The organism is Streptomyces sp. NPDC006602 (assembly GCF_042870385.1).
Taxonomy (GTDB): Bacteria; Actinomycetota; Actinomycetes; order Streptomycetales; family Streptomycetaceae; genus Streptomyces.
The window spans coordinates 362,038-380,577 of sequence record NZ_JBIAHG010000006.1; the positions used below are offsets into that span (position 1 = coordinate 362,038).

Below are 18,540 nucleotides of genomic sequence, written 5' to 3' on the forward strand. Positions count from 1 at the left end.
TGGTTCCTAGAGCTTGCAGGTGTGCGAGGGGTGGCGACGTCCCGACTTTCGGCGGTACGGGATTTTCCGACCATCTGTCAGCCGTGTGGCCCTATGGCTGTTTCCTGCGACGGTGCGAGAGCGTCAGCGTTCCGCGGGGGTGAGCGACGCTCCTGTCACTCGGATGCTGCGCATCTGGGTCACAGCCGAGTTCGTTGTGGGGTGTATGACGACCACGCAGCCCGGCTCGGACGCCGCCGAGCCCTCCGCCGTGCACGGGACGTGGATCCGGCGGAGCTGCCATGTGTGACGGACGGTTTCCCGGTGACCCTCCCGGCGGTCACGTCCGCGAGGAGATGCAGCAGGCGTCCTTGCGCACATGCCCTTCGGGGCACCGTCAAATCCGCGGTGGCGGAGAGCTGCTGCCGCTGTTGCGGATCGTCGGCTTCCTGATCGCCGCGGTAGCGACCGTCATCGCCGCCATGGCCAGTGTGTTCAGCGGCATCGTCGCCTACGACCCGTTGCGCGAGGTGGTGGTGACCGCGAGATCCGCCTGCCTCGGTGCGAACAGCTGGTGGCCGCTGCTGGTGTACGGGCCCTGGATGGTCGCCTCGCTGTCGATCCTGCAGTCCGCTCTGCACCGGCATCGCGCCGCGCCCTCGTGGTGCGTCGTGTTGTTCATCTCCGCCGTGGCCGTGGCGCTGTGCATCGTCCGGGCACCGCGGACCCTCCCCGGTATCTCTGCCGCGGCACTCCCCGTCATCGGGGCGATGACCGGTTTTCAGCAATTGGTACGCCACATCGCACTGGCCCGGCGGCCGCCCTGGGATGCCGTCCCCCGCCATCACGGGACCTTCTGCTCCTGCAGGTAGGAGCGTCCTGCCGAACAGCTCGGATTCGGCCTGGCCGCCGAGTCATTGGGGCACGGGCAGGGCATCCGGCGGCCCTTCCGGGAGTGCGAAGCAGGCAACTCGACGCGGCAGCAGGTGCCTTACGGGCCTGGGCGCTTTCCGGCTGTCCTGGCGTCAATCCGGTGATCTTCGTGCCCCATATGGCCTCTTATCCGTCGGTAGACGTTATCGGCTGCTTTTAGGCGCCATATATGCCTATACCGTACTCGCGGGTCGCACCATGGCGTCGGCCTGATCCCACCAGAGGAGCGTGAAATGCGATGACGACGTCATCGAAATGGCGTGCCGCCCTGGCGGCAACAGCAGCCTCTGCTGTACTGACCGCTGCACCAGTGCTGGGGGCGCAGTCCGCCTTTGCCCAGCCGTATCCGCCCCTTCCCCCGAGCCTGACCCTGAGCTCCACCGTTGTCGGTGCAGGAGACGACGTCGACTTCACGGGGACGGGCTTCGAGGCGAACCAGGACGTGGAAGCAGACCTCGCGTCCAGGATCGTCGTTCTGGGGCACTTCACGGCCGACGCAACCGGCGCGGTGGAGGGAACTGTCACTATTCCTGAGAGGACCAAGCCGGGCGAGCACCTCTTCCTGCTCAGGGCTGAGGACCCGGACCTCACTCTCACGGCGGAGATCACCGTGACCGACGGCGATCCCGACCACTACCCGGGTGGCGGCCGGCCTGGCGGTGACCACGGCGGTGACCACGGCGGCAGGCCGGGTGGTGACCACGGCGGTGACCACGGCGGTAGGCCGGGTGGTGACCACGGAAGTGACCCCACCGGCGAGCCGGGTGGTGACCACGGAAGTGACCCCACCGGTGAGCCGGGCGGTGAGCCGGGTGGTGACCACGGAAGTGACCCCACCGGTGAGCCGGGCGGTGAGCAGGGCAATGACAACGGCGGCAAGTGGGGCCACGACCACCACGGCAAGCCGCACCTCGCCAACACTGGTGGGGAACGCTCGGCCCTCCTGATGGGTGGGGCTGCCGGACTGCTCCTGCTCGGTGGTGGGGTGCTCTTCCTCACCCGGCGGGTGAAGCGCGGCTGACCGACGCAAGCCCGTCTTGGGGCTGCGACAGCCGCGGCAGTATCTGTGTGACGGCCGACAGCAACGAACCTGACACTGCCCCGCTCCACGGCGCAGTGTCAGGCACCGGTTGGCGGCCGTCGCCGTCTGTTTTGCGGCCGGCTCCGTGCTGAAACGCGATGACCAGACCGCAGACACACAGGTGGGATCCGTCCCGCGATGCTCAATGGGGCGTTCGCGTGCGTCATGGCTGGCACGGACCGTCCATCGCCGCGCCCGGCCGGTGGTGGCGGCCTGCAGGAGGGCCTGCCCGATCCCGGCCGGGATCAGCTGCTCGGGGCGCGAGATGCGGTCGAAGTACTTCGACACGGCGCGGAAGGCGTCGTTGACGGTGACGTCGCCGCCTCGGGATCACACTGTCGCAAGGGGGACGCGACGAGCAGGGCGGACAGGACGAGCAGTCCGCTTGCCCGACAGCGGCCCGAGATCCCCGACCGCGGTGCTGAGGGTGGTTGCGGCAGCAGCAGCGGACCTCCGACTGCGACAACTCGGCCTGGGGTGCCGGTCGGGCATTCGGTCGGCGACGGTGACCCCGGCGAAGGTACCGACACCGAAGAGCACCAGGTGCGCTGTTTCGGCACGTTGGTGACAGGCGACACGCCTTGAGCGGTCCTTGAAAGGGGTGAGGGCCTCCGGGTTCGGTGTGGATTGCGACATCTACCACCGGCACCTAGGAGGCCCTCGTTGTCCCACCGTAATGCCCCGCTGACGCCGACCGGCAGGCTGCGTCCGGCCCGGTGCGTCGTCGACGACGGCTGGCCTGTGTGACGGGCCGCGGAACGGGCTTCCAGGTCAGCCACACCGCCGCCGCCCGCTACCGCCACCACTCCTCGACATCCTGGCCGCCGAACCCGAGGAGAGCGCTCGCATCCGCAGCGGGACAGGCACCCGCTCGGGCGGGCGCCCCCTCACCCCCGGCACCCGCTCCTTCTCCAGGTGCGGAGACAAATGTCGAGCAAGTCGTCAAACCCTGCGGACCATGCCACCAAGGTGCGCTCCGTCACCCCAGCCTGAGACAGTCGATGACGCCACCGCATCTCTGTCGCCGCGCCGGCCTGTTACAAGAGCGGTGAACGCTCCAGGCCGGCCCTCCAGCCGCATCGCGACGGACACAAGAGCTTCGCCTGGAGCGACTACCGCGACCTGCTCATCACCGCCCACCAGCGGTTCGGCGGTCCGACCGCGCTCGTCCGGGACCTCAACCTCAACGTCCATCTGGCCTATGGGTCACGACAGTTCATCGCGAGCCGGGACTTGCTGACTGTCCAGCGGCTACCTGCCTGCTCACCCGACGTCAGACTGGCCGAGGGAATCTGGTCCCTGATGTGGCGCGGCCGGCTGTCCGACACCGCCTGCACCGTCCTCGAGCACCTCATCAAGACCGTCCGGCACGGCCTGAGAACGATTCAATACCGTCCCGGCCTCATCGACGGATGCCCAGCCGGCAGGACTGTCCATCACACCGATGAAAACCCGAATTCAAGCCCAGTAGTCCACTGCGGGGCGTTTCATACCTCTTCCGTCACCTCGCATGCATGCCCCCGTTATTCGTATGCCGCGAATTCCTCGTATGCGACACCGCTTGCGGAGGTTCGAGGCTCAGCCGCCAGGACGACGAAAGAAACGACTGTGTGGAACACCGCTCTTTGGGTATTGCTCGTTTGTGCTTCCGCCTGCGTCATGGGATCCCTCATGGCGTCGCATCCGCTTGGCGGGACGTGCCGTGTCGACGTCCTTGAACTGCGTCGGCGTCGCCACATGATCGAAGTGCTGGAAAAGAACACACGTCCGCTGCACTGTGAGCCGGGTGTCGCTGGTACCGGTGACCTCCCTTCATCTGTTCGAACGCATCAGGAATGACCGAAGGATAGTGGCCATAATATGGCTTTCGCTGTAGCAGTGGTACATGTCGTAATGGCCTCCAGATAAGATACTTATCCACGCATTACGTCACTCGTTTGCCGCGCATCCAAGGGGAAAGGGCGGCGTTAGTCGGGGCATGACCAGGGTAATGAATTTCGGGCTGCTCACGGGTCGCGAGGACCGGAGGGGTCTGGCTGGGGGGCGCGTGGTGACGATGGGGCCGTACGTCTACACTCCGTCCTCGGCACTCTCCGCGCCCGGCGCCAACGGCACCCTCAGTAAAGAGGGACGGCCCGTCGCACTGCAGGTCACCGAACCGCTGCTGCAGAGTTTTCTGGATACCGTGGCGCGGTTGGAGGCCGATCTCGTCCAACGGTGGGGAACCTTGGAAGTTCAAGGTACCTCTCCTCTGGCCGAATGATCAGGCTGCCATGAACGACGAGCGTATCGACTACCACTCGGGGTATTACGCCGATCACCGCGACCAGTTCGGTGTGGGGGCCACCGGGCGGCACCGGGGCGCGGCCGAAGGGTTCCAAGCACCTCTGGTGCCGCCGGATCCGGCATGGGATCCGGCCGAGGAACTCGCCTACATGCTCCAGGATGCCTTGGCGGGCGAGCGTTGCTCCACCGCACCACCGGTCCCCGACGAGATGTCGGCAATCAACCCGCCACCGGGCGGTCCCCTGAGTAACCTGCAGGACATCACGGCTGAACTGCCGCCACTGACGGCAGTTCCCCGGAGGCATCGCAAGCTGCGTGAACGCAGGCGTCTCAGCGGTCTGCGCGTCCTCAGCTACCTGATCGCCGCGTTGGCCGCGGTCATCACATCGATGGTGAGTGTGTTCGGCGGCATGGCCACCTATGAGCCACTGCGGCAAGTCGCCGTTCTCCACACGCAGAGCGGTGCCGCTTCCTGGTGGCCGTTGCTGGTTTACGGCCCATGGCTTGTGGCGGCTCTGTCGATCCTACGTGCTGAGCTGCACCGATGTCGTGCCGTCCACTCCTGGCTGGTGGTGGTGGTGTTCTCCTCCGCGGCGGTACTCCTGTGTGTCGTCCACGCAGGTGGAAGCGTCACCGGTGCCGCTGCGGCCGCTTTGCCGAGTTGCGCGTCTCTGGCATGTTTTCAGCAACTCGTACGCCAGATCGCCCTGACGCGGCCGTATCGACGAACCAGGCCCCGGCACCGATTGCGGCTCTCAGCAATGAATTCTCGCCTTCCTGACGCGGAATCGGTCTGTGTGATGGCGGACGGGGATTCTCCAGAGTCGCGCATGCACCGGCCGGGTCTCTGAGAACGGGTGCGGGCTCCGACCCGTACTGCTCAGAGTCCGAGGCACGCGGGAGGGCATCATCCGGTCCGCACAGCCGCGGCGATCCGATCCACTACATCCTCGATCAGGGCCAGGCACTCCCGCATCTCTTGGGGAGGGGCGCCAAGAGGGTCGTCGATGTCGTCGTCACCGGGGTGCGCCGACGCGGCACCGCGTCGAGCGGCCGCGCCCCGGACGAGAGACACGAACCGTGCAGCCGGATCCCCAACGCCCGCTGCGTCCTCCGCGCGCACCAGCCGGGCGAACTCGCAGAGGGTGAAAGCGCGGGCCAACGCCCGTACGGGAGAGAGCCGCACAGCGGCCTCGCGATGCTCCGTCGCGGCCCCCAACACCAGATCCGAGTCATCGACCAACTCCTTCGTCAGCCGGCGGGAGTTCGTCCCGGAGGGAGCCGCGCCGCGCTCGCGGAGGAAGGACGCCGCTGTGGTCGGCATGGGCGTACCCGGGACCGCCCTGGTGCCCGCACTGCTCAGTCGGATCACTTGCCGAGTCTCGAGCAGCCGCTGCCTGAGCAGACACTCGGCGAGGGGAGAGCGATAGAGATTGCCGGTGCACACGACAAGTACGCGAAACGCGGATACCTGCATGCCGGGTGACGCGACGGTAGAGGGGTCGGGAATATGGAGCATGAACTCAGTATTCACCGGTGTCTTCCGTCGGACGGGGAGATGCACGCGCGCCAGGGCATCGGACCGCCGTTTCGGGTGCGAACGCCGTCGAGTCGCCGACGCCGGTAGGGCCACTTGGGTGAGTGCCCCTCAGGCTGGGGCCCCAACATGAGGTTTCCCTTCGAGCGGTGCCGGGGGTTGGGCCGTCGCTCATGCCGCGTTGCTTCGGCGCTGATGGGGACAGGTCGGGTCGTGGTCGGTGGCGCGGCTGGTCCACCATCGTTCGCAGCAGGCGGCGTTCAGCTCGGCGCAGGCGATGGCTTCACACAGCTCGTCGCGGTTCGTGGTGCACCGGCCCTTCTGCCGCCGGAGGACGGCGATGGTGCGGTGCTCGTCGGCGAGGACGGACTCACGGACGACAGCGATGACCGGGACGATTGAGGCGACGGCGAACAGCGGTACGGACCACGCGGATCCGCCGTACTGGTACTGGCGTACGGAGTACCAGGCGAGCCAGAGTGACGTCAAGCTGTAGAGGGCGCAGAGCAGGCGACTGGGGAGGCTCATGGGCTTCCTCCGATCTCTGTGAGGGGTACGCCCTGGTTCAACTGTCGGTAGAGGTCGCGGGTTCGGTCCATTTGGGGCCGGCGCGTGTCAGGCGTCCGAGGCGTCGTGCCGCGGACGGGTGCGGCTCTGACGGCCACTCCGGCAGGTCTCCGTCCCAGTCCGGATCTACGGCCCATGCCTGCACTGCCACTGGGCCGATGGCCAGTTGCGACGCGTCACCTCGGGTGAGGACAGCTGGCCCATGGCACTGCCGTCACGCGCTGACCGCACGGTGGTGCGCTCGCGCGTGTGACGAGGCGTCCTCGGTGGCGTGTGCACTGTCAGTGGGTGCGGCCATTGTTGTGGAGGGCGGATTCTCGGGTGGGCGTGGCGCAGGTCGGGCATGGTCGCCTCGTTCCGGCCTGCGCGGCCATTCTTCCGATGGCCACCTGAAGGGCCAGTTCCACTGCTGCGGTCGCGAACAGCGCACCGGTGCCGTCGGGCGGGACCAGCCAGCGCAGCCGTTCTCCGGGTCGATGCGGCGCCGGCACCGCGATCCACGAGCCTCTGCCCGCATAGCGGATACCCGAGCCGATCCAGCGGCCGTCGGGGTCCGGCGGCAGGAAGAAGGCCACCCGGCGGGCGGCGGTGTCCGCGAGCGCGGGACCGGGCGGCTGCGGAATGCACAGCAGAGTGTCGAGGACCGGCATGCCCAGTTCCTCCGGCACGCTCAGTACGTCCCACAACCGCCCGCAGGCCAGCACCGCGATACCAGTCCCGCCACGCCACTGCCGTTTGCAGGCGCGCGGGTCGGTCGCGGCGGCTGCCAGCCATTCCATGGCCTTACGCGTGACTGAGTTCATGGTGTCCTTCCGGGATCCGATTGCCCGCGCAGGGCTGGACGTAACTCCCCTTTACAGCCAGGGTGGTCGAACCCGGCATGTTCATACTTGTGGATATTTCTACGGCGCGGAAGGGGTGGCGAACCGTGGCGAATGATTCCGTAATGTTCGCTGCTGGAGCAGATGTTCTCCGGACCAGCCCCCGTGCCCCGTCCCGCCGAAGTGCACACTTGCCGTGTTGGCGACACGAGAGCCGGGGGGACGGCCGTGGCGATGCGGCGGCGGTGTCACGGCGGCGGTGCGGACCCGTGGCCTTCGCGGGTGCGGGGGCAGTCTGCAAATGTCTGGCTGCGTACCCGTCCTACGTTCACCAGCGGGCATCTGCCCTTCAGGTTGGTGCGGATGCGGTGAGTGCCGCGCTCCGGCCTCTGTCGGTCGACGGGGTGCTGCTCTTGGCGACAGTGGGGTGTTGGGGCCTGCCCAACATGTCTGCGGGCTGCATGCGGGTTGCCGCGCCGCAGACGAGTCGTGCGCGCAGTTCGGAGGGGGCGACCAGGTCGACGGCGTCGCCGGTGACCGGTGCACGAACATGCCGTCGGCGCCGGCGACGGCGTAGGTGGTGAGGGTGTGTACGGCGTCCTCGTGCAGGTCTGGCCGACGGGGACACCTGTGGATACGCGGACGTGCAGACAAGTCGTGGTGCCGTCATTCGTGACGGCAGTGGTTTCGGTGCGGCGTCGGTTATAGAACCAGTCGGGCACGGGTGGGCCGTCCCGCCGCAGGAGGTAGGTGGCGTCCTGGAGGCGTCGGCATTCCTCGGGTGGGATGTCCCCCGCGTTGGCCTGGTGTTTGTTCCATACATCGTGGATGTCGTCTTCGACTTGTTGGCGTTTGGCGGACTGATGCCAGTGGCTACGGGCGAGTTCGATGGTGTCGAGGAGCGCTGCTGCGCTGGGCAGGAAGAGCGCCACGAGGAAGGTGAGCAGTGTCATGTCGCGTACGAGGGCGAACACGATGATCGCGAGAGCCCACATGCTGCCGCTGATTGCCAGGAATGTGCCGTAGGCGTGGTGGTCCCGGCGGCTCCAGACTGCGCTCTGGCGCTGGCACAGCAAGACGTCGCCGGGCCATGGGGTGTCGCCCAGGTTGACGCTGTACCAGTCGAGAAAGGGGCTGTGGTCGGAGATACGGCGGGCGGCTGAGGAGACGTCGTCCGGCACGGGCTGCCGGCCGACAAGGGCTTGGTTCCAAGGAAGGTGGAAGAGCTTCGTGTCGTACAACTCCTGAATGGTCACGGCGCGCAGGGAGGCGCTGTGCTCCAGGCCGGAGAGCACGGTTCGGCCCAGCACCAGCCAAAGGGCGGCGATCGCTCCGCGGGTGCCCGCGCCCGCCGGAAGGAAGACCGCAAAGAGGGGCGCGGTCAAGGCCAGGAGGACGTTGCCCCAGGTTCTGATGCGGCGCCACCACATCGCCGCCCGGTACAGGTGGGAGTAGGCCAGCAGCCTGTTGAGGTGCTCCGGCTGGTCCTGGCGTTCCTTGATCCGGCTGGAGGTGCCGGGGCGTACGGGAGGCTGCTGGCCGGTGGTCATGACTTGGTGAAGAGGGGGCCGAAGAGGAGCTGCCAGTTCGCCAGCGCGTCGCCGGTACGGCCCGCGCGTTCGAGTCGGAGCGCCTCCAGCCGCTCACCGCGCGCATCGCGACCCATGGCCCGACGGTGCGCCCCGTGTGGTTTCTGTGGGAGGACGGAGCTTTTTGGGTCCTGACGGGACCGTGGGCCAGGCTTTTCGATCACGTCAGGTCAAATCCCAAGGTCGCCCTCGTCGTCGACGTCTGCGATATCGCAACGGGCCTTGTCCAACAGGTGATTGCTCGCGGCCATGCCGAACTCGTGCCCTTCGACGTACCGCGAGGCCGACGCAAGCTCACCCGCTACCTCGGCGCGGACGAGTCCCGCTGGGACGCACGCTTCGTTCACTACCTGCACGACGACCCCGGGCATAGGGGCACGATGTGGTTGCGGCTGGTACCCGACTCGCTCACTGCACAGGATCTGAGTTATTCCAGTACCGCGTGACCGAGGTCGACGTCGCCACCCAGCGGCACAGGACCGTTCCCTCGCTAACGCGGATACGGCTGGTGCGATGGCTGTGGCACCCGACAGTCATGTAGCGATTACGCATCGAAATTGTGCTGTGGGTGTGAAGAGTCGTGACCTTCAGCTAGATCGATGCCGGGCGGTCCGCCGAAATGCGGATCAGGGGGACAGGAGCGGCGTACATGGCCAGTACCCGGCGTCATGTGGTCATCGCGCAGGAACAGGGGAGCGTGGACCTCGCGTACGCGTGCGTTGAGCAGCGGCGGTCAGAGGATGCGGCGGCGGACGCCGTGTACCGCGTGCACAACGAGATGCCGGCGCCCGGTGCTTCGGGTGTACGAGCCGGTATTTCGGCGCGGGGTGACGAGCCATTGGTGATCATGCGGGTGGGCGTCCGGGGCGGCGAGTCGTTCCTCGTCGGTCGGCAGTCCGTGTGGAACGAGGAACGTGACCTGGTGGTCGTCTCGTCCGCGGCCCAGCAGGCCATCGAGTGGCGGCTGGCGACCGAGGAGGATCCCGGCGAGCTCCTGTTGAGGCGAAGACTGCACTTCCAGCGCCGCAAGCCGCGGATCGTGACCGGCTACCTCGACGAGCTCCTGCTACGGCAATACGACGCCGAACTGGACGACCAGACTGCGACGGCCGAGCCCGTGAGAGCCGGAGCACCGGATGGGGCGGTCGAGGAGGGCCCGGAGTCCGCGGCCGGGGCGGAGGCGGTCGAGGAGAATGTGGCGCCGTCGCTGGAGTCCCTGCTCCTGGACGACCTGGACCTGCCCCGCGACGGGACCATGCGGGACATCGTCGAGACGGTGCAACGCGAGCAGCTTCTGCTGGTGGCTCACCAGCGTCCCGGCGCGCTCGTCATCCAGGGCGGACCGGGAACCGGGAAGACCGCCGTGGGCCTCTACCGTGTGATGTGGCTGCTCGACAATCAGCACTGCTCGGCCAGCGACGTTCTCGTCGTGGGCCCGCACCAGGGCTTTCTCGACTACGCCGGACAAGTACTGCCCGCACTTGGCGGAGGGGACGTCACCACCCTCACCCTCGACCGCCTCCTGGCCGGCGACCGGACCGCAGCCGCGACGGCCACCGACTCCTTTTGAGACCGCGTTCCTCAAAGGTGACGATCGCATGGCCGACGTGCTGCGTCGGGCCGTTGAGGCACACTGCCGACCCGGTCGCGCCAGAGTCGCGCGGCTGCTGACGGATCGTGAGGATGACGAGGCGGTCTTTCGTTTCGTGTGCGAGGGGCGCACGTACGAGGCCGACGTCGATGGACTGCTCGCCCTCGCACGCGAGGCCCTGCGTGAGTCCGGTCCCTTTCAACGTGCGCCAGGCCAACTTCCGTCTACGTCTGGCGGGCAAGCTCCTTCTCTCCGTTCCGGGAGCCACACCCGAGGACATCTTGTCGAGCAAAGAGGTCGCTGCCTTCATCCAACGGGTGTGGCCCCGGCTCAACTCGGCGGACGTGTACACACGCCTCCTGGACAGCCCCAAGACGCTGGACGCGGCAGCGCCGCTGCTCACTGTCGAAGAGCGGTCCGCGCTTCGGCGGCCGCAACCCGGCAGGACGGCGTGGACCGTTGCTGATCTCGTGTGCCTGGATGAGCTGGAGTGGCTGCTCAACGGCTCGGGCAACCGGCGCAGCTACGCCCACATCGTGGTTGACGAGGCCCAGGACCTGACCCCGATGCAGGCACGGGCCCTGTCACGCCGGTGCCGGTCGGGCTCCATGACCATCCTCGGCGACCTAGCTCAGGCCGCCGGCCCGCACGAATACCACTCGTGGCGCGAGCTGGTGGGACTGCTGACCGAAGGCTCGGCATGGACGGTCGAGGTTCTCCAGACGGGGTTCCGACTCCCGCCGGAGGTCGCGGACTTCGTCGAGCCTCTGGCCCGGGCGGCCGCGCCCCGCGTACCGGTCGCCCGTTCCGTCCGACCCGCCCGCGAACAGACCGTGCACGTACAGCCGGTCGACAGCCCGGAGCACTTGATCGAAGCCGTTGTCGGACGCGTCGCGGAGACCACCTCGGCGCGGGACGAACGGTCCACAGCCGTCATAGCCCCGGCCGACGAACGCCTTCAGTACCTGCTTCGCGCCGAGCTGGGCAAGATCGATTCCTCCAGTGTGCCGGTCCTGGAACTGCACGAAGCCAAGGGCATCGAGTTCGACCACGTCGTGGTCGTGGAGCCTGCAGCCATCGTGGGCGACATACGCTCAGGAATGCGTGGCCTCTATGTCGCGCTGATGCGCTGCACCCAGTCACTCAGCGTCGTCCACCACGCTGCGCTGCCCGCGCCCCTCGGCGGAGATGAGACCCCCGAACTGCCCCCGGCCGCAGCCCCCTTGCCCCAGGAGACGTCTCCCACCATGCCCCCAGAACCAACCATCACATCTCTTCCTCAGACCCCTGCGGACTTCGAGGACTTTCTGGAGGCGGCTGTGGCTGCCGACAGAAGGCAGCCCATCCAGGAGCGCCTGCGCCACCGGCTCCTGGCGCAGCTCTGGGAATCCGGAGAACCCAAGGACGAGGATGCCGCGGACATCATCCGTACAGGCGACAACGGCACCCATCTCTTCGAGGTGCTGCACACCGAACAGCCCACCTACTCCGATCTCCGCGAGGCGGCGACGCGGACCGCTGAGATCCGCTTCGCGCTGGGTCGCCCGGTCGATCAGGTCTTCCTGGTCTGCGCCGCCGTTCCGGCGGAGCCCTGGGCGGTCGCCGCTGTGGAAGGGGCCTTCGGTGTTGCGGTGATCTGGTGGGAGACCGGGGCTTGGCACGGATCCGAAGCCGATATGGCCGTGCCGCCACCGCGCAGCGCGTAGCCGTCTGTCGTGCTGTCGCTGACCGGCTGTTGCGCGCCGTCAGCGTTTCCTGGGCTGTTTCTCCGCTTGCCGCGCAGTGTCCCTCCTCGGGGAGTTGGCGGGGTTGAGGGTGAGCCACGCGGTGAGCGCGGCGTGCAGTTCGACGATCTCGTCGCGGTGGAGTGTCGCGCCGTGGTGGAAGGCGTGCAGGCGTACGTCGTCCGCGGTGATCGAGTAGCCGACGGGGAGGTGCGCGGGTCCGGTGAGCTGGGCGCCGTTGGTCATGGCGTCGCAGCTCGGCGGCGCGTGGCGTCAGGGCGGCGGGCGCTGGGCGTGGGGCGGGGATGGGGCCGCGGGGGTCGGGTGGGTGCGCCGATGGCGGTATAGAAGGCGTGGATGGCGTCCTCGAGGTTCCGGGGCTTGGAGGGGGCGGTGCCGGCGAACTCCGCGAGCAGTTCCGGGGCGGCCGGATCCGGGTGGTGGAATCGTTCCTCGGTGAGTGGTGGTTCCGGGGCTTGGAGTTGCACACAGGCGGGCGGGATCAGTACCTCGTGGTATCCGCGGGCGGTGTACTTGGCGTGCAGGTTGCGCAGGTCCATCACGCGGGCGTGGACGGGGTTCTCGCCGCTCGGCATCCGTGGCCGCGATGCCCTGCCGAGTTGCCCGTACGGCCCGCTGGTCAGATGCAGCCGCCCTGTCTGGGTGACCAGCGCGGTGGTCTGGTGTGTGCCGTTGCCCAGTCGGTACCCCACCACGGTCGTCGGCATCGATCCTCCTACTGGTTCTGGACCGGGCCGTTGAACCGCTCTGGGATCATCGTAGGTTCCAAAGATCCTGGAAGGGTTCACTGTAGAGATCTCCGACAATGCCTGCGTATATCCATAGATCATCACAGATGCCTACGGGAGTATATTTATCTCGCTTCCCAAGCAAAAACCACCAGTTGCCCACAGTGGTCGTTATTCCCTTGAAAAGGGAGCAAGCCCGGCGTAGACCGCTGTCACGAGGTAACGGGGGAAGGGCACACCCATGGAGGATATGGGTAGGATTAATATACATGGTGACGTGGGCGGACAGGTCGTTGTCGGGGAACACAACATCGTCATCAACGCCCAGTACGGCGCACAGGTTTCGTACCGCGCCGAGGGGCCACCGCGCGTCCGGCCGCGGCAGCACCCACACGGCCCCGCGATACACCGACGAGCTGCGGCGCTCATCGGCCGGGACAGTGAACTCGCAGCGATCGGGGCCTGGTTGGCCGGAGGGAAACCAGTACAGGTTTTCGGGCCGCCGGGCATTGGCAAGAGCGCGCTGCTGCGCCGGTTCGCCGCCGGCCAGGCCACGCACGGCCATCTCCTTGTCCACCTGACCGCGACCGGATTGCCGATGGAAGATCTCTTCCAGGAGATCTTCCAAGCCTGCTACGAGACGGAAGACGGACGGGGTTTCGACGGATACAAGCCCGAACCGGCCACACTGCGCCGCCACTTGGGCGGCCTTCAGGTGCTGCTCATCATCGATGATCTCCAGCTCTCTCCCGAGGACATGGCAGTCCTCCTCAATACGACGCGAGGCTGCGATCTACTCACTGCTTCAATTGAGTGGACGGCAGGCGTTGACAGCCGTCCCATGCGCCTCGAAGGGCTGCCCGAGGACGCCGCGTTCGCGTTGCTGGTACGAGAGTTGGGGCGCACGCCGTACGGGTACGAGGGGGACGTGGCCCGGCGGCTGATCGCTACCGTCCAGGGACATGCGCAGACCGTGGTGCAGACGGCCGCGGCGATGAACGCGGCAAGCCGCGGCAACGCCGCCTCGCAGGCTCCGTGGCTGCACGGAGCCTTACAGATCGACCAGACAGCCCTCGCTGTCGGCGCCGCAGCCCGGCTCTCCGAGAAAGCCGCCGGGCTCCTGCGGCTGCTGTGCGCACTCGATCCACTGCCCGTATCCACCACTCTGCTGTATGCGCTCGGCGAACGCCTCGACCAATCGGCGCTGGCGGAACTCACGGCACTGCGCCTGATCGAGGCGGACGGCGATGGCTTCCGCTCTTGTGGGCGGTTCGCCGCACTCGTTGCCCAGCAGGCCGGTGTCGTACGGGACGCAGCGTACCTGGCGCCCCCACTGCTTCAGTGGCTGCGGACCCGCGCCACTCGGCGCGAGGCTGGGGCCGAGGCCGCGGTGATCGGACGGATCCTGGCTGCGGCGGCCTGGTGCGGTGACCACACGGTCGTGCGGGACCTCGCACGCGCCGCCGCGCCGCTGCTGGCGCTCTCACTGCACTGGGGCATGTGGGGGCGTGTCCTCGAATTCGGGAGGGTGGCAGCGCACACCCTGGGGGCCGGCGCGGACGAGGCGTACTTCGTCCATGAGGCGCAGATGCGGCGTATCGCCTTGGGCGCGGTGGCCATGGGCGCGGTCGGCGGTGGTGGCGGCGCCGGGATGGCGGCGGCGGACGGCAGCGAGGGGTTCGGCAGCGGGGTGCAGGGAAGCGAGATGCCGAGCCCTGGCCCGCACGGGAGCGGAATATCGGGCCATGGCTCAGTGGGGAGCCGGAGCGCCCGCGGGGCACACCGGTCGTTGCAGAGCACGGTCTCGTCGCATCCGGTCGCGGTGGGAGTTGGCGCGGTGGTGCTGGCAGCGAGCGGGACGTTCGGGGCCGTGGCTCTGAACCGAGGCGGTGGCGGTCCGCCGCCTCCGCCTCCCCCATCAAGCTCCACGCCGTCCAGTACGACCGTGACTTCGTCGAGGACGGACACGACCGACCCGAGCACGACGGGCACGGGTCCGAGCACGAGTACCGACAAGCCGTCGTCGCCTTCGACGACTCCTCCCGCCGGTGGGCGGCCGGTCGACCCCGGAGGTGACCCGTGCCCTCCCGTCCCACTTGGCACGCGCGACTTCGGAACGGTGACCATCGGCGAGGAGAAGACCGAGACTGAGAGCTTCCCGTGGCTCGAATGCGACGACGAGAAGGCCCTGAAGGTCAATGACCAGAACAGCTGGAAGGCAGCGCTGACGTCCTGCCCGCCGGCGTCCGGTGAAGGAGAACCCTGCGTCTTCCAAGTGACCTTCAGTCCCACGAAGCCAGGGAACTACAGCGCGCTCGTCACGATCCCCGACGACGACGGCGACGAGGACATCACGCTGACCGTGACAGGGACAGCCGTGATCGGGCCCACCGAGCCCACCACTCCTTCGACAACCACATCGCCCCCCACCTCCGACTTGCCATCGGACTTGCCTTCCGTACCCACCTTCCTCCCCGAACCAACGCCCGAGCCGGAAGATCCCGTCATCGAATGAGGAGGCCTCATGCCTCACGCACCAGGCGATCACTACGACGTCCGCACCCAAGGCGTCTCCGGCCAAGTGGTAGTGGGCCGCAACAACACCGTTTCCCGGGTGCAGATGTCGTCTGTCACCACCGTCACCGAGCAGGAACTCGCCGAACTGCGGGCCCAGTTCGCCCGCGTACGCGCTCTCCTGCCGGAGGACGCCCCGGGCCGTGCTGGTGAACTCCTCGACGAACTGGAGGAGTCTGCGACGGCGCCGGAGCCCGACCTGTCCACGATGGAGTACGTACGCCGTTGGTTCGGCCGCCATCTGCCCGCTCTGGCTGGTGCGGTCACGAGTCTGGTCGTCCACCCGGTCGTCGGACGGCTGGTCGAAGCGGCAGGCGGCACCCTGGCGGACGAGTTCCGGCGCCGCTTCGGAGATGAGAACGCGTAACCCCCACTGGCTCACCTCACCGGAGTCGAACCGGGATGTCCGCGACCGACATCTCACACGCAGAGCGAACCGATCCCCGAAACCACCCCAACTTGAAACCGGCGAATCCTCAAGTAACGCCTACTCAAGGGGCTAGCGCTCGCTTCGCCGAACCTGGATGCCGTGAGTTCCGCGGTCTCCCCGGTGGCCTTGCGGTCTCCGGCGCGGTGGTGGGGCCGTTGACCGGCGGGGCATCGCCGGTCAGAAGACGGTGCCACGGTCGTGGCGGGTGCTGCCCGCTACGGCAGTGCCGGCATTCATCGACAACGCCGCGTGCTGCGGCTGGTTGCACCGGCGGTGACGCGATCACGGTGGCAGGCCGTCGGCACCGACCCCGTGATAGATGACCTATCGTCACTCCAGGCGTGGATCATGACCGTTGCTTCGGAGGCTTCGAGGCAGAAGGCGAGACATCGCATGTGACCTGCGGAAACGGGCTGCCCTAGAGAAGCGCCCTGCTGCGGACTGACTCGCGAACCCGCAGGTCAAGTGGCATGCCCATCGCTCTAGCGCCGCGAATTATGGCGAACGCCGGATCGGGTGAGCAGCTGATAGGCGGGCCCGCCGATAATGATCAGTGCCAACACTCCATAGTAAATCGCCTTGCGCTGCCGGTCTCGCGCTGCCCCCAGGCGTATTCACCTCGTGTTCTCGTACACGGCGCAGAACGCGCCCGACGACGAGCCCGGGAGTTCTCAGCCGCCTACCTGTGCGGCGAACGACTCGGCATGTGTCGGCACCGTCGCCACCAATGCGATCCACGACCCGTCCGCGAACACGAGCTCGAAACGGCCTCGCTGGAGAACGCCCTTGGGGTTCGCGCGGACTCCGAGGACGGTAGACCGGGGGGTCTCCCACTGCAGTTCGTACGCCCGACTGGTCTGCCAGAGTTTTGCGCGGTCTGCGAGTGCGAGCACCCGGCGGTCGGTGAACGCGACCGCCAGTGTCGTGGCGGGCAGGCGCGCGGCGCTGTAGTGCGTCACCAGGAATTGCCCGGCCTGGCTCTCCCAGCCGCCGTGCATGCCCTTGCCGTGGGTCGCCCGGGTGAGGGCGTTGTCGGTCGCCTGTTCAGCGCCTTCCATCGTCCGCTCGAACCGGGTGACGGGCTTCGGCTCGTTCGGCCGCAGGAACCTCTGTACTGCCCCGGGGAGGCGGGACTTGACCCGGCGCTCCAGCTCCGACTCCTGGGGTGGCTGCCGCAACCAGACCGGCCGCTCTGGTACCCCAGGAGCCGTCTCGCACTCGCATACCGCGAGCAGCCCCTCTCCAAGCTGGAGGAACGGTTGGACCCGGTCACGGCTGGCCTTGTTCATCCTGTGATTCTCTCTGATCGACGAGTGGTCAGCCGAAGGGGTTGTCCCAATAGCGAGGCTCCACCGTCTGCTGATCCTTGTTCGATGGATTGGCGATGCCCAGCTCCTCACGAGCGGACGTGCTGGGGGCGCGGCTTCCCGCCAGTCGGTCGTCGACTTCGTCGGCGCCGATGCCCGCGGCCCCTACCAGGCCCTCCTGCTCGGTCTGCCCGACAGGGTCACCGGTGAGGCCGACCGCACCGAGCACCGCCTTTCCGGTGTGCTTCACGACCCGATGGGCGGCGAACGCGGACAACCCGTCGGCGGTCTTCAAGTCGCCGACGTGCTTCCAGGTCCACGGCTTGGCCGTGCTGAACCTGTTGGTCTTGGCGACCGCCTTGAGCGCCTTCATAGCATCCGCGATCTTCCTCAGCGCGCTGGCGAGCCGCGCCACCAGACTCGCGATCCGGGTGGCAGCCAAGGAGCCTTCAGCGGCAGCCGCTGCAGCCCCGGCAGCTGCGGAAATGCCGGCAGTCAGCACGGCGAAGGCCGCAGAGGCAGCGAGGGTGATCAGGGCCCATTCGATCAACTCACGGATGACCGTCTCGACCATGTCCTGGATCATGCGGCATTCTTCGGCCGCTTCACGAAGCAGCTCAGCCGTGGCGTCCATGTCCGCGGCCTCAGCTTCGAATTCCTTCTCCAGGTCAACGAGCTCGTTCATAAACGCGTCCGCCGCGTCACCAGACCACTCATGGACGAGATCCGCGCGGTCACGGCGCTGGTCGGCGATGAGATCACGGAGCTCATCAGCCTGCTTGGCCCACAGGTCGGCTGCGCTTTGCAGTCCCTCGGGATCACCGGTGACGAATTCGAGTTGTTCGGCCAGCGGTTCCACCAGCGGGCGCATCAGCTCGTCCAGGAGCCCGCTGAGCGGGCTCATCCAGTCGTTGACCTTGCTGTAGGCATCGACCGCCGCGCCTGCGGGCCCGCTCAATTCGCCCACCCGGCCTCAGCTGCTATGGACCGAAGCTGGTCCGCCGTGTGGTCCTCCATCGCCTGGTATGAGCGGGCAGTCTTCTCAATGAGTTCGGCGATCTGCTCCTGCTGTCCTGCGGCGAAGTCGAGGTTCTCCAGCGTGGCATCGACGCGCTCGCGATAGTCCTGACCGGTCTCCTGGGACTCCGGGAGCTTGCCGAAGGCATTCGCGTCGGGGGAATGCGCACCCAACGCCTGACGGATCTCCCGCAACCGGTCGGCGCGATCCTGCGCAGTCCTCGAGAATCGCTTCAACGCATCCTGCGTGACAGCGTACTGCTGCGCCATGTTTCCCCCTCCAGCGTCCTAGATCAACGATTTGCAAGACTACACAGGCCGCATTGGCCAGGAATGCCTCGTACTCCAGTGTTCG

At 67.3% G+C, this 18,540-nt stretch carries 18 protein-coding genes and 1 pseudogene; 9 read left to right on the forward strand and 10 right to left on the reverse strand.

The window, feature by feature from the left end; all coding sequences use genetic code 11:
• Window positions 1–281: 281 nt before the first annotated feature.
• Together ACFYO2_RS19520 and ACFYO2_RS19525 are read left to right on the forward strand one after the other, a co-directional pair.
• On the forward strand, window positions 282–851 hold the full coding sequence (locus tag ACFYO2_RS19520; protein ID WP_388350205.1) for a hypothetical protein: 570 nt from the start codon (window positions 282–284) through the stop codon (window positions 849–851).
• A 299-nt stretch (window positions 852–1,150) separates the two neighbouring features.
• Window positions 1,151–1,933, forward strand: a complete 783-nt coding sequence (locus ACFYO2_RS19525) for a cadherin repeat domain-containing protein (protein WP_388350208.1) — start codon at window positions 1,151–1,153, stop codon at window positions 1,931–1,933.
• 497 nt (window positions 1,934–2,430) lie between these two features.
• Here ACFYO2_RS19525 and ACFYO2_RS19530 read toward each other — a convergent pair.
• Window positions 2,431–2,536, reverse strand: a pseudogene (locus ACFYO2_RS19530) (MFS transporter); the annotation flags it as partial.
• Window positions 2,537–3,971: 1,435 nt separating this feature from the next.
• Here ACFYO2_RS19530 and ACFYO2_RS19535 point away from each other — a divergent pair.
• Both ACFYO2_RS19535 and ACFYO2_RS19540 read left to right on the forward strand, forming a co-directional pair.
• On the forward strand, window positions 3,972–4,256 hold the full coding sequence (locus ACFYO2_RS19535; protein ID WP_388350211.1) for a hypothetical protein: 285 nt from the start codon (window positions 3,972–3,974) through the stop codon (window positions 4,254–4,256).
• Window positions 4,257–4,266: 10 nt separating this feature from the next.
• Window positions 4,267–5,130 (forward strand): DUF2637 domain-containing protein, encoded by an 864-nt coding sequence (locus ACFYO2_RS19540; RefSeq protein WP_388350214.1) that lies wholly within the window; start codon window positions 4,267–4,269, stop codon window positions 5,128–5,130.
• Between the two features lie 56 nt (window positions 5,131–5,186).
• On the opposite strand, the gene ACFYO2_RS19545 is transcribed toward ACFYO2_RS19540, so the two are convergent.
• The 4 genes from ACFYO2_RS19545 to ACFYO2_RS19560 form a co-directional block, all read right to left on the reverse strand.
• The gene (locus tag ACFYO2_RS19545; protein WP_388350409.1) at window positions 5,187–5,798 is read right to left on the reverse strand and encodes a low molecular weight phosphatase family protein; all 612 of its coding nucleotides are present in this window, start codon (window positions 5,796–5,798) and stop codon (window positions 5,187–5,189) included.
• A gap of 189 nt (window positions 5,799–5,987) precedes the next feature.
• Window positions 5,988–6,344: a hypothetical protein gene (locus tag ACFYO2_RS19550; RefSeq protein WP_388350215.1), complete on the reverse strand. Its 357-nt coding sequence runs from the start codon at window positions 6,342–6,344 to the stop codon at window positions 5,988–5,990.
• Between the two features lie 320 nt (window positions 6,345–6,664).
• On the reverse strand, window positions 6,665–7,186 hold the full coding sequence (locus ACFYO2_RS19555; protein WP_388350218.1) for a bifunctional DNA primase/polymerase: 522 nt from the start codon (window positions 7,184–7,186) through the stop codon (window positions 6,665–6,667).
• A 266-nt stretch (window positions 7,187–7,452) separates the two neighbouring features.
• Complete coding sequence (locus ACFYO2_RS19560) at window positions 7,453–8,754, reverse strand: S-4TM family putative pore-forming effector (RefSeq protein WP_388350220.1); 1,302 nt, start codon at window positions 8,752–8,754, stop codon at window positions 7,453–7,455.
• A gap of 104 nt (window positions 8,755–8,858) precedes the next feature.
• Between ACFYO2_RS19560 and ACFYO2_RS19565 the strand changes: the two genes are divergently transcribed.
• The 3 genes from ACFYO2_RS19565 to ACFYO2_RS19575 all read left to right on the forward strand — a co-directional run bounded on the left by ACFYO2_RS19565 (window position 8,859) and on the right by ACFYO2_RS19575 (window position 12,090).
• A complete protein-coding gene (locus tag ACFYO2_RS19565) occupies window positions 8,859–9,239 on the forward strand; it encodes a pyridoxamine 5'-phosphate oxidase family protein (RefSeq protein WP_388350411.1) in 381 nt (126 codons plus the stop codon).
• A gap of 203 nt (window positions 9,240–9,442) precedes the next feature.
• Window positions 9,443–10,363: a UvrD-helicase domain-containing protein gene (locus ACFYO2_RS19570; protein WP_388350223.1), complete on the forward strand. Its 921-nt coding sequence runs from the start codon at window positions 9,443–9,445 to the stop codon at window positions 10,361–10,363.
• A gap of 302 nt (window positions 10,364–10,665) precedes the next feature.
• Window positions 10,666–12,090, forward strand: coding sequence for a hypothetical protein (locus ACFYO2_RS19575; protein WP_388350226.1), 1,425 nt, complete (start codon window positions 10,666–10,668; stop codon window positions 12,088–12,090).
• A 39-nt stretch (window positions 12,091–12,129) separates the two neighbouring features.
• On the opposite strand, the gene ACFYO2_RS19580 is transcribed toward ACFYO2_RS19575, so the two are convergent.
• Together ACFYO2_RS19580 and ACFYO2_RS19585 are read right to left on the reverse strand one after the other, a co-directional pair.
• Window positions 12,130–12,354: a hypothetical protein gene (locus tag ACFYO2_RS19580; protein ID WP_388350229.1), complete on the reverse strand. Its 225-nt coding sequence runs from the start codon at window positions 12,352–12,354 to the stop codon at window positions 12,130–12,132.
• On the reverse strand, window positions 12,351–12,836 hold the full coding sequence (locus ACFYO2_RS19585) for a hypothetical protein (protein WP_388350232.1): 486 nt from the start codon (window positions 12,834–12,836) through the stop codon (window positions 12,351–12,353). The genes ACFYO2_RS19580 and ACFYO2_RS19585 overlap by 4 nt, the downstream gene beginning before the upstream one ends.
• A 262-nt stretch (window positions 12,837–13,098) precedes the next feature.
• Between ACFYO2_RS19585 and ACFYO2_RS19590 the strand changes: the two genes are divergently transcribed.
• Together ACFYO2_RS19590 and ACFYO2_RS19595 are read left to right on the forward strand one after the other, a co-directional pair.
• Window positions 13,099–15,372 carry a hypothetical protein gene (locus ACFYO2_RS19590; RefSeq protein WP_388350234.1) on the forward strand — a complete coding sequence of 758 codons (2,274 nt, stop codon included), beginning with the start codon at window positions 13,099–13,101 and terminating at the stop codon, window positions 15,370–15,372.
• Window positions 15,373–15,381: 9 nt separating this feature from the next.
• The gene (locus ACFYO2_RS19595) at window positions 15,382–15,798 is read left to right on the forward strand and encodes a hypothetical protein (protein ID WP_388350237.1); all 417 of its coding nucleotides are present in this window, start codon (window positions 15,382–15,384) and stop codon (window positions 15,796–15,798) included.
• A 734-nt stretch (window positions 15,799–16,532) separates the two neighbouring features.
• Here ACFYO2_RS19595 and ACFYO2_RS19600 read toward each other — a convergent pair.
• Genes ACFYO2_RS19600 through ACFYO2_RS19610 form a run of 3 tightly spaced genes read right to left on the reverse strand, consistent with a single transcriptional unit; the run spans window position 16,533 to window position 18,455 of the window.
• Window positions 16,533–17,150 carry a hypothetical protein gene (locus ACFYO2_RS19600; RefSeq protein WP_388350240.1) on the reverse strand — a complete coding sequence of 206 codons (618 nt, stop codon included), beginning with the start codon at window positions 17,148–17,150 and terminating at the stop codon, window positions 16,533–16,535.
• A 28-nt stretch (window positions 17,151–17,178) separates the two neighbouring features.
• A complete protein-coding gene (locus ACFYO2_RS19605; RefSeq protein WP_388350243.1) occupies window positions 17,179–18,135 on the reverse strand; it encodes a WXG100 family type VII secretion target in 957 nt (318 codons plus the stop codon).
• On the reverse strand, window positions 18,123–18,455 hold the full coding sequence (locus ACFYO2_RS19610; RefSeq protein ID WP_388350246.1) for a hypothetical protein: 333 nt from the start codon (window positions 18,453–18,455) through the stop codon (window positions 18,123–18,125). The genes ACFYO2_RS19605 and ACFYO2_RS19610 overlap by 13 nt, the downstream gene beginning before the upstream one ends.
• Between the last annotated feature and the right edge of the window lie 85 nt (window positions 18,456–18,540).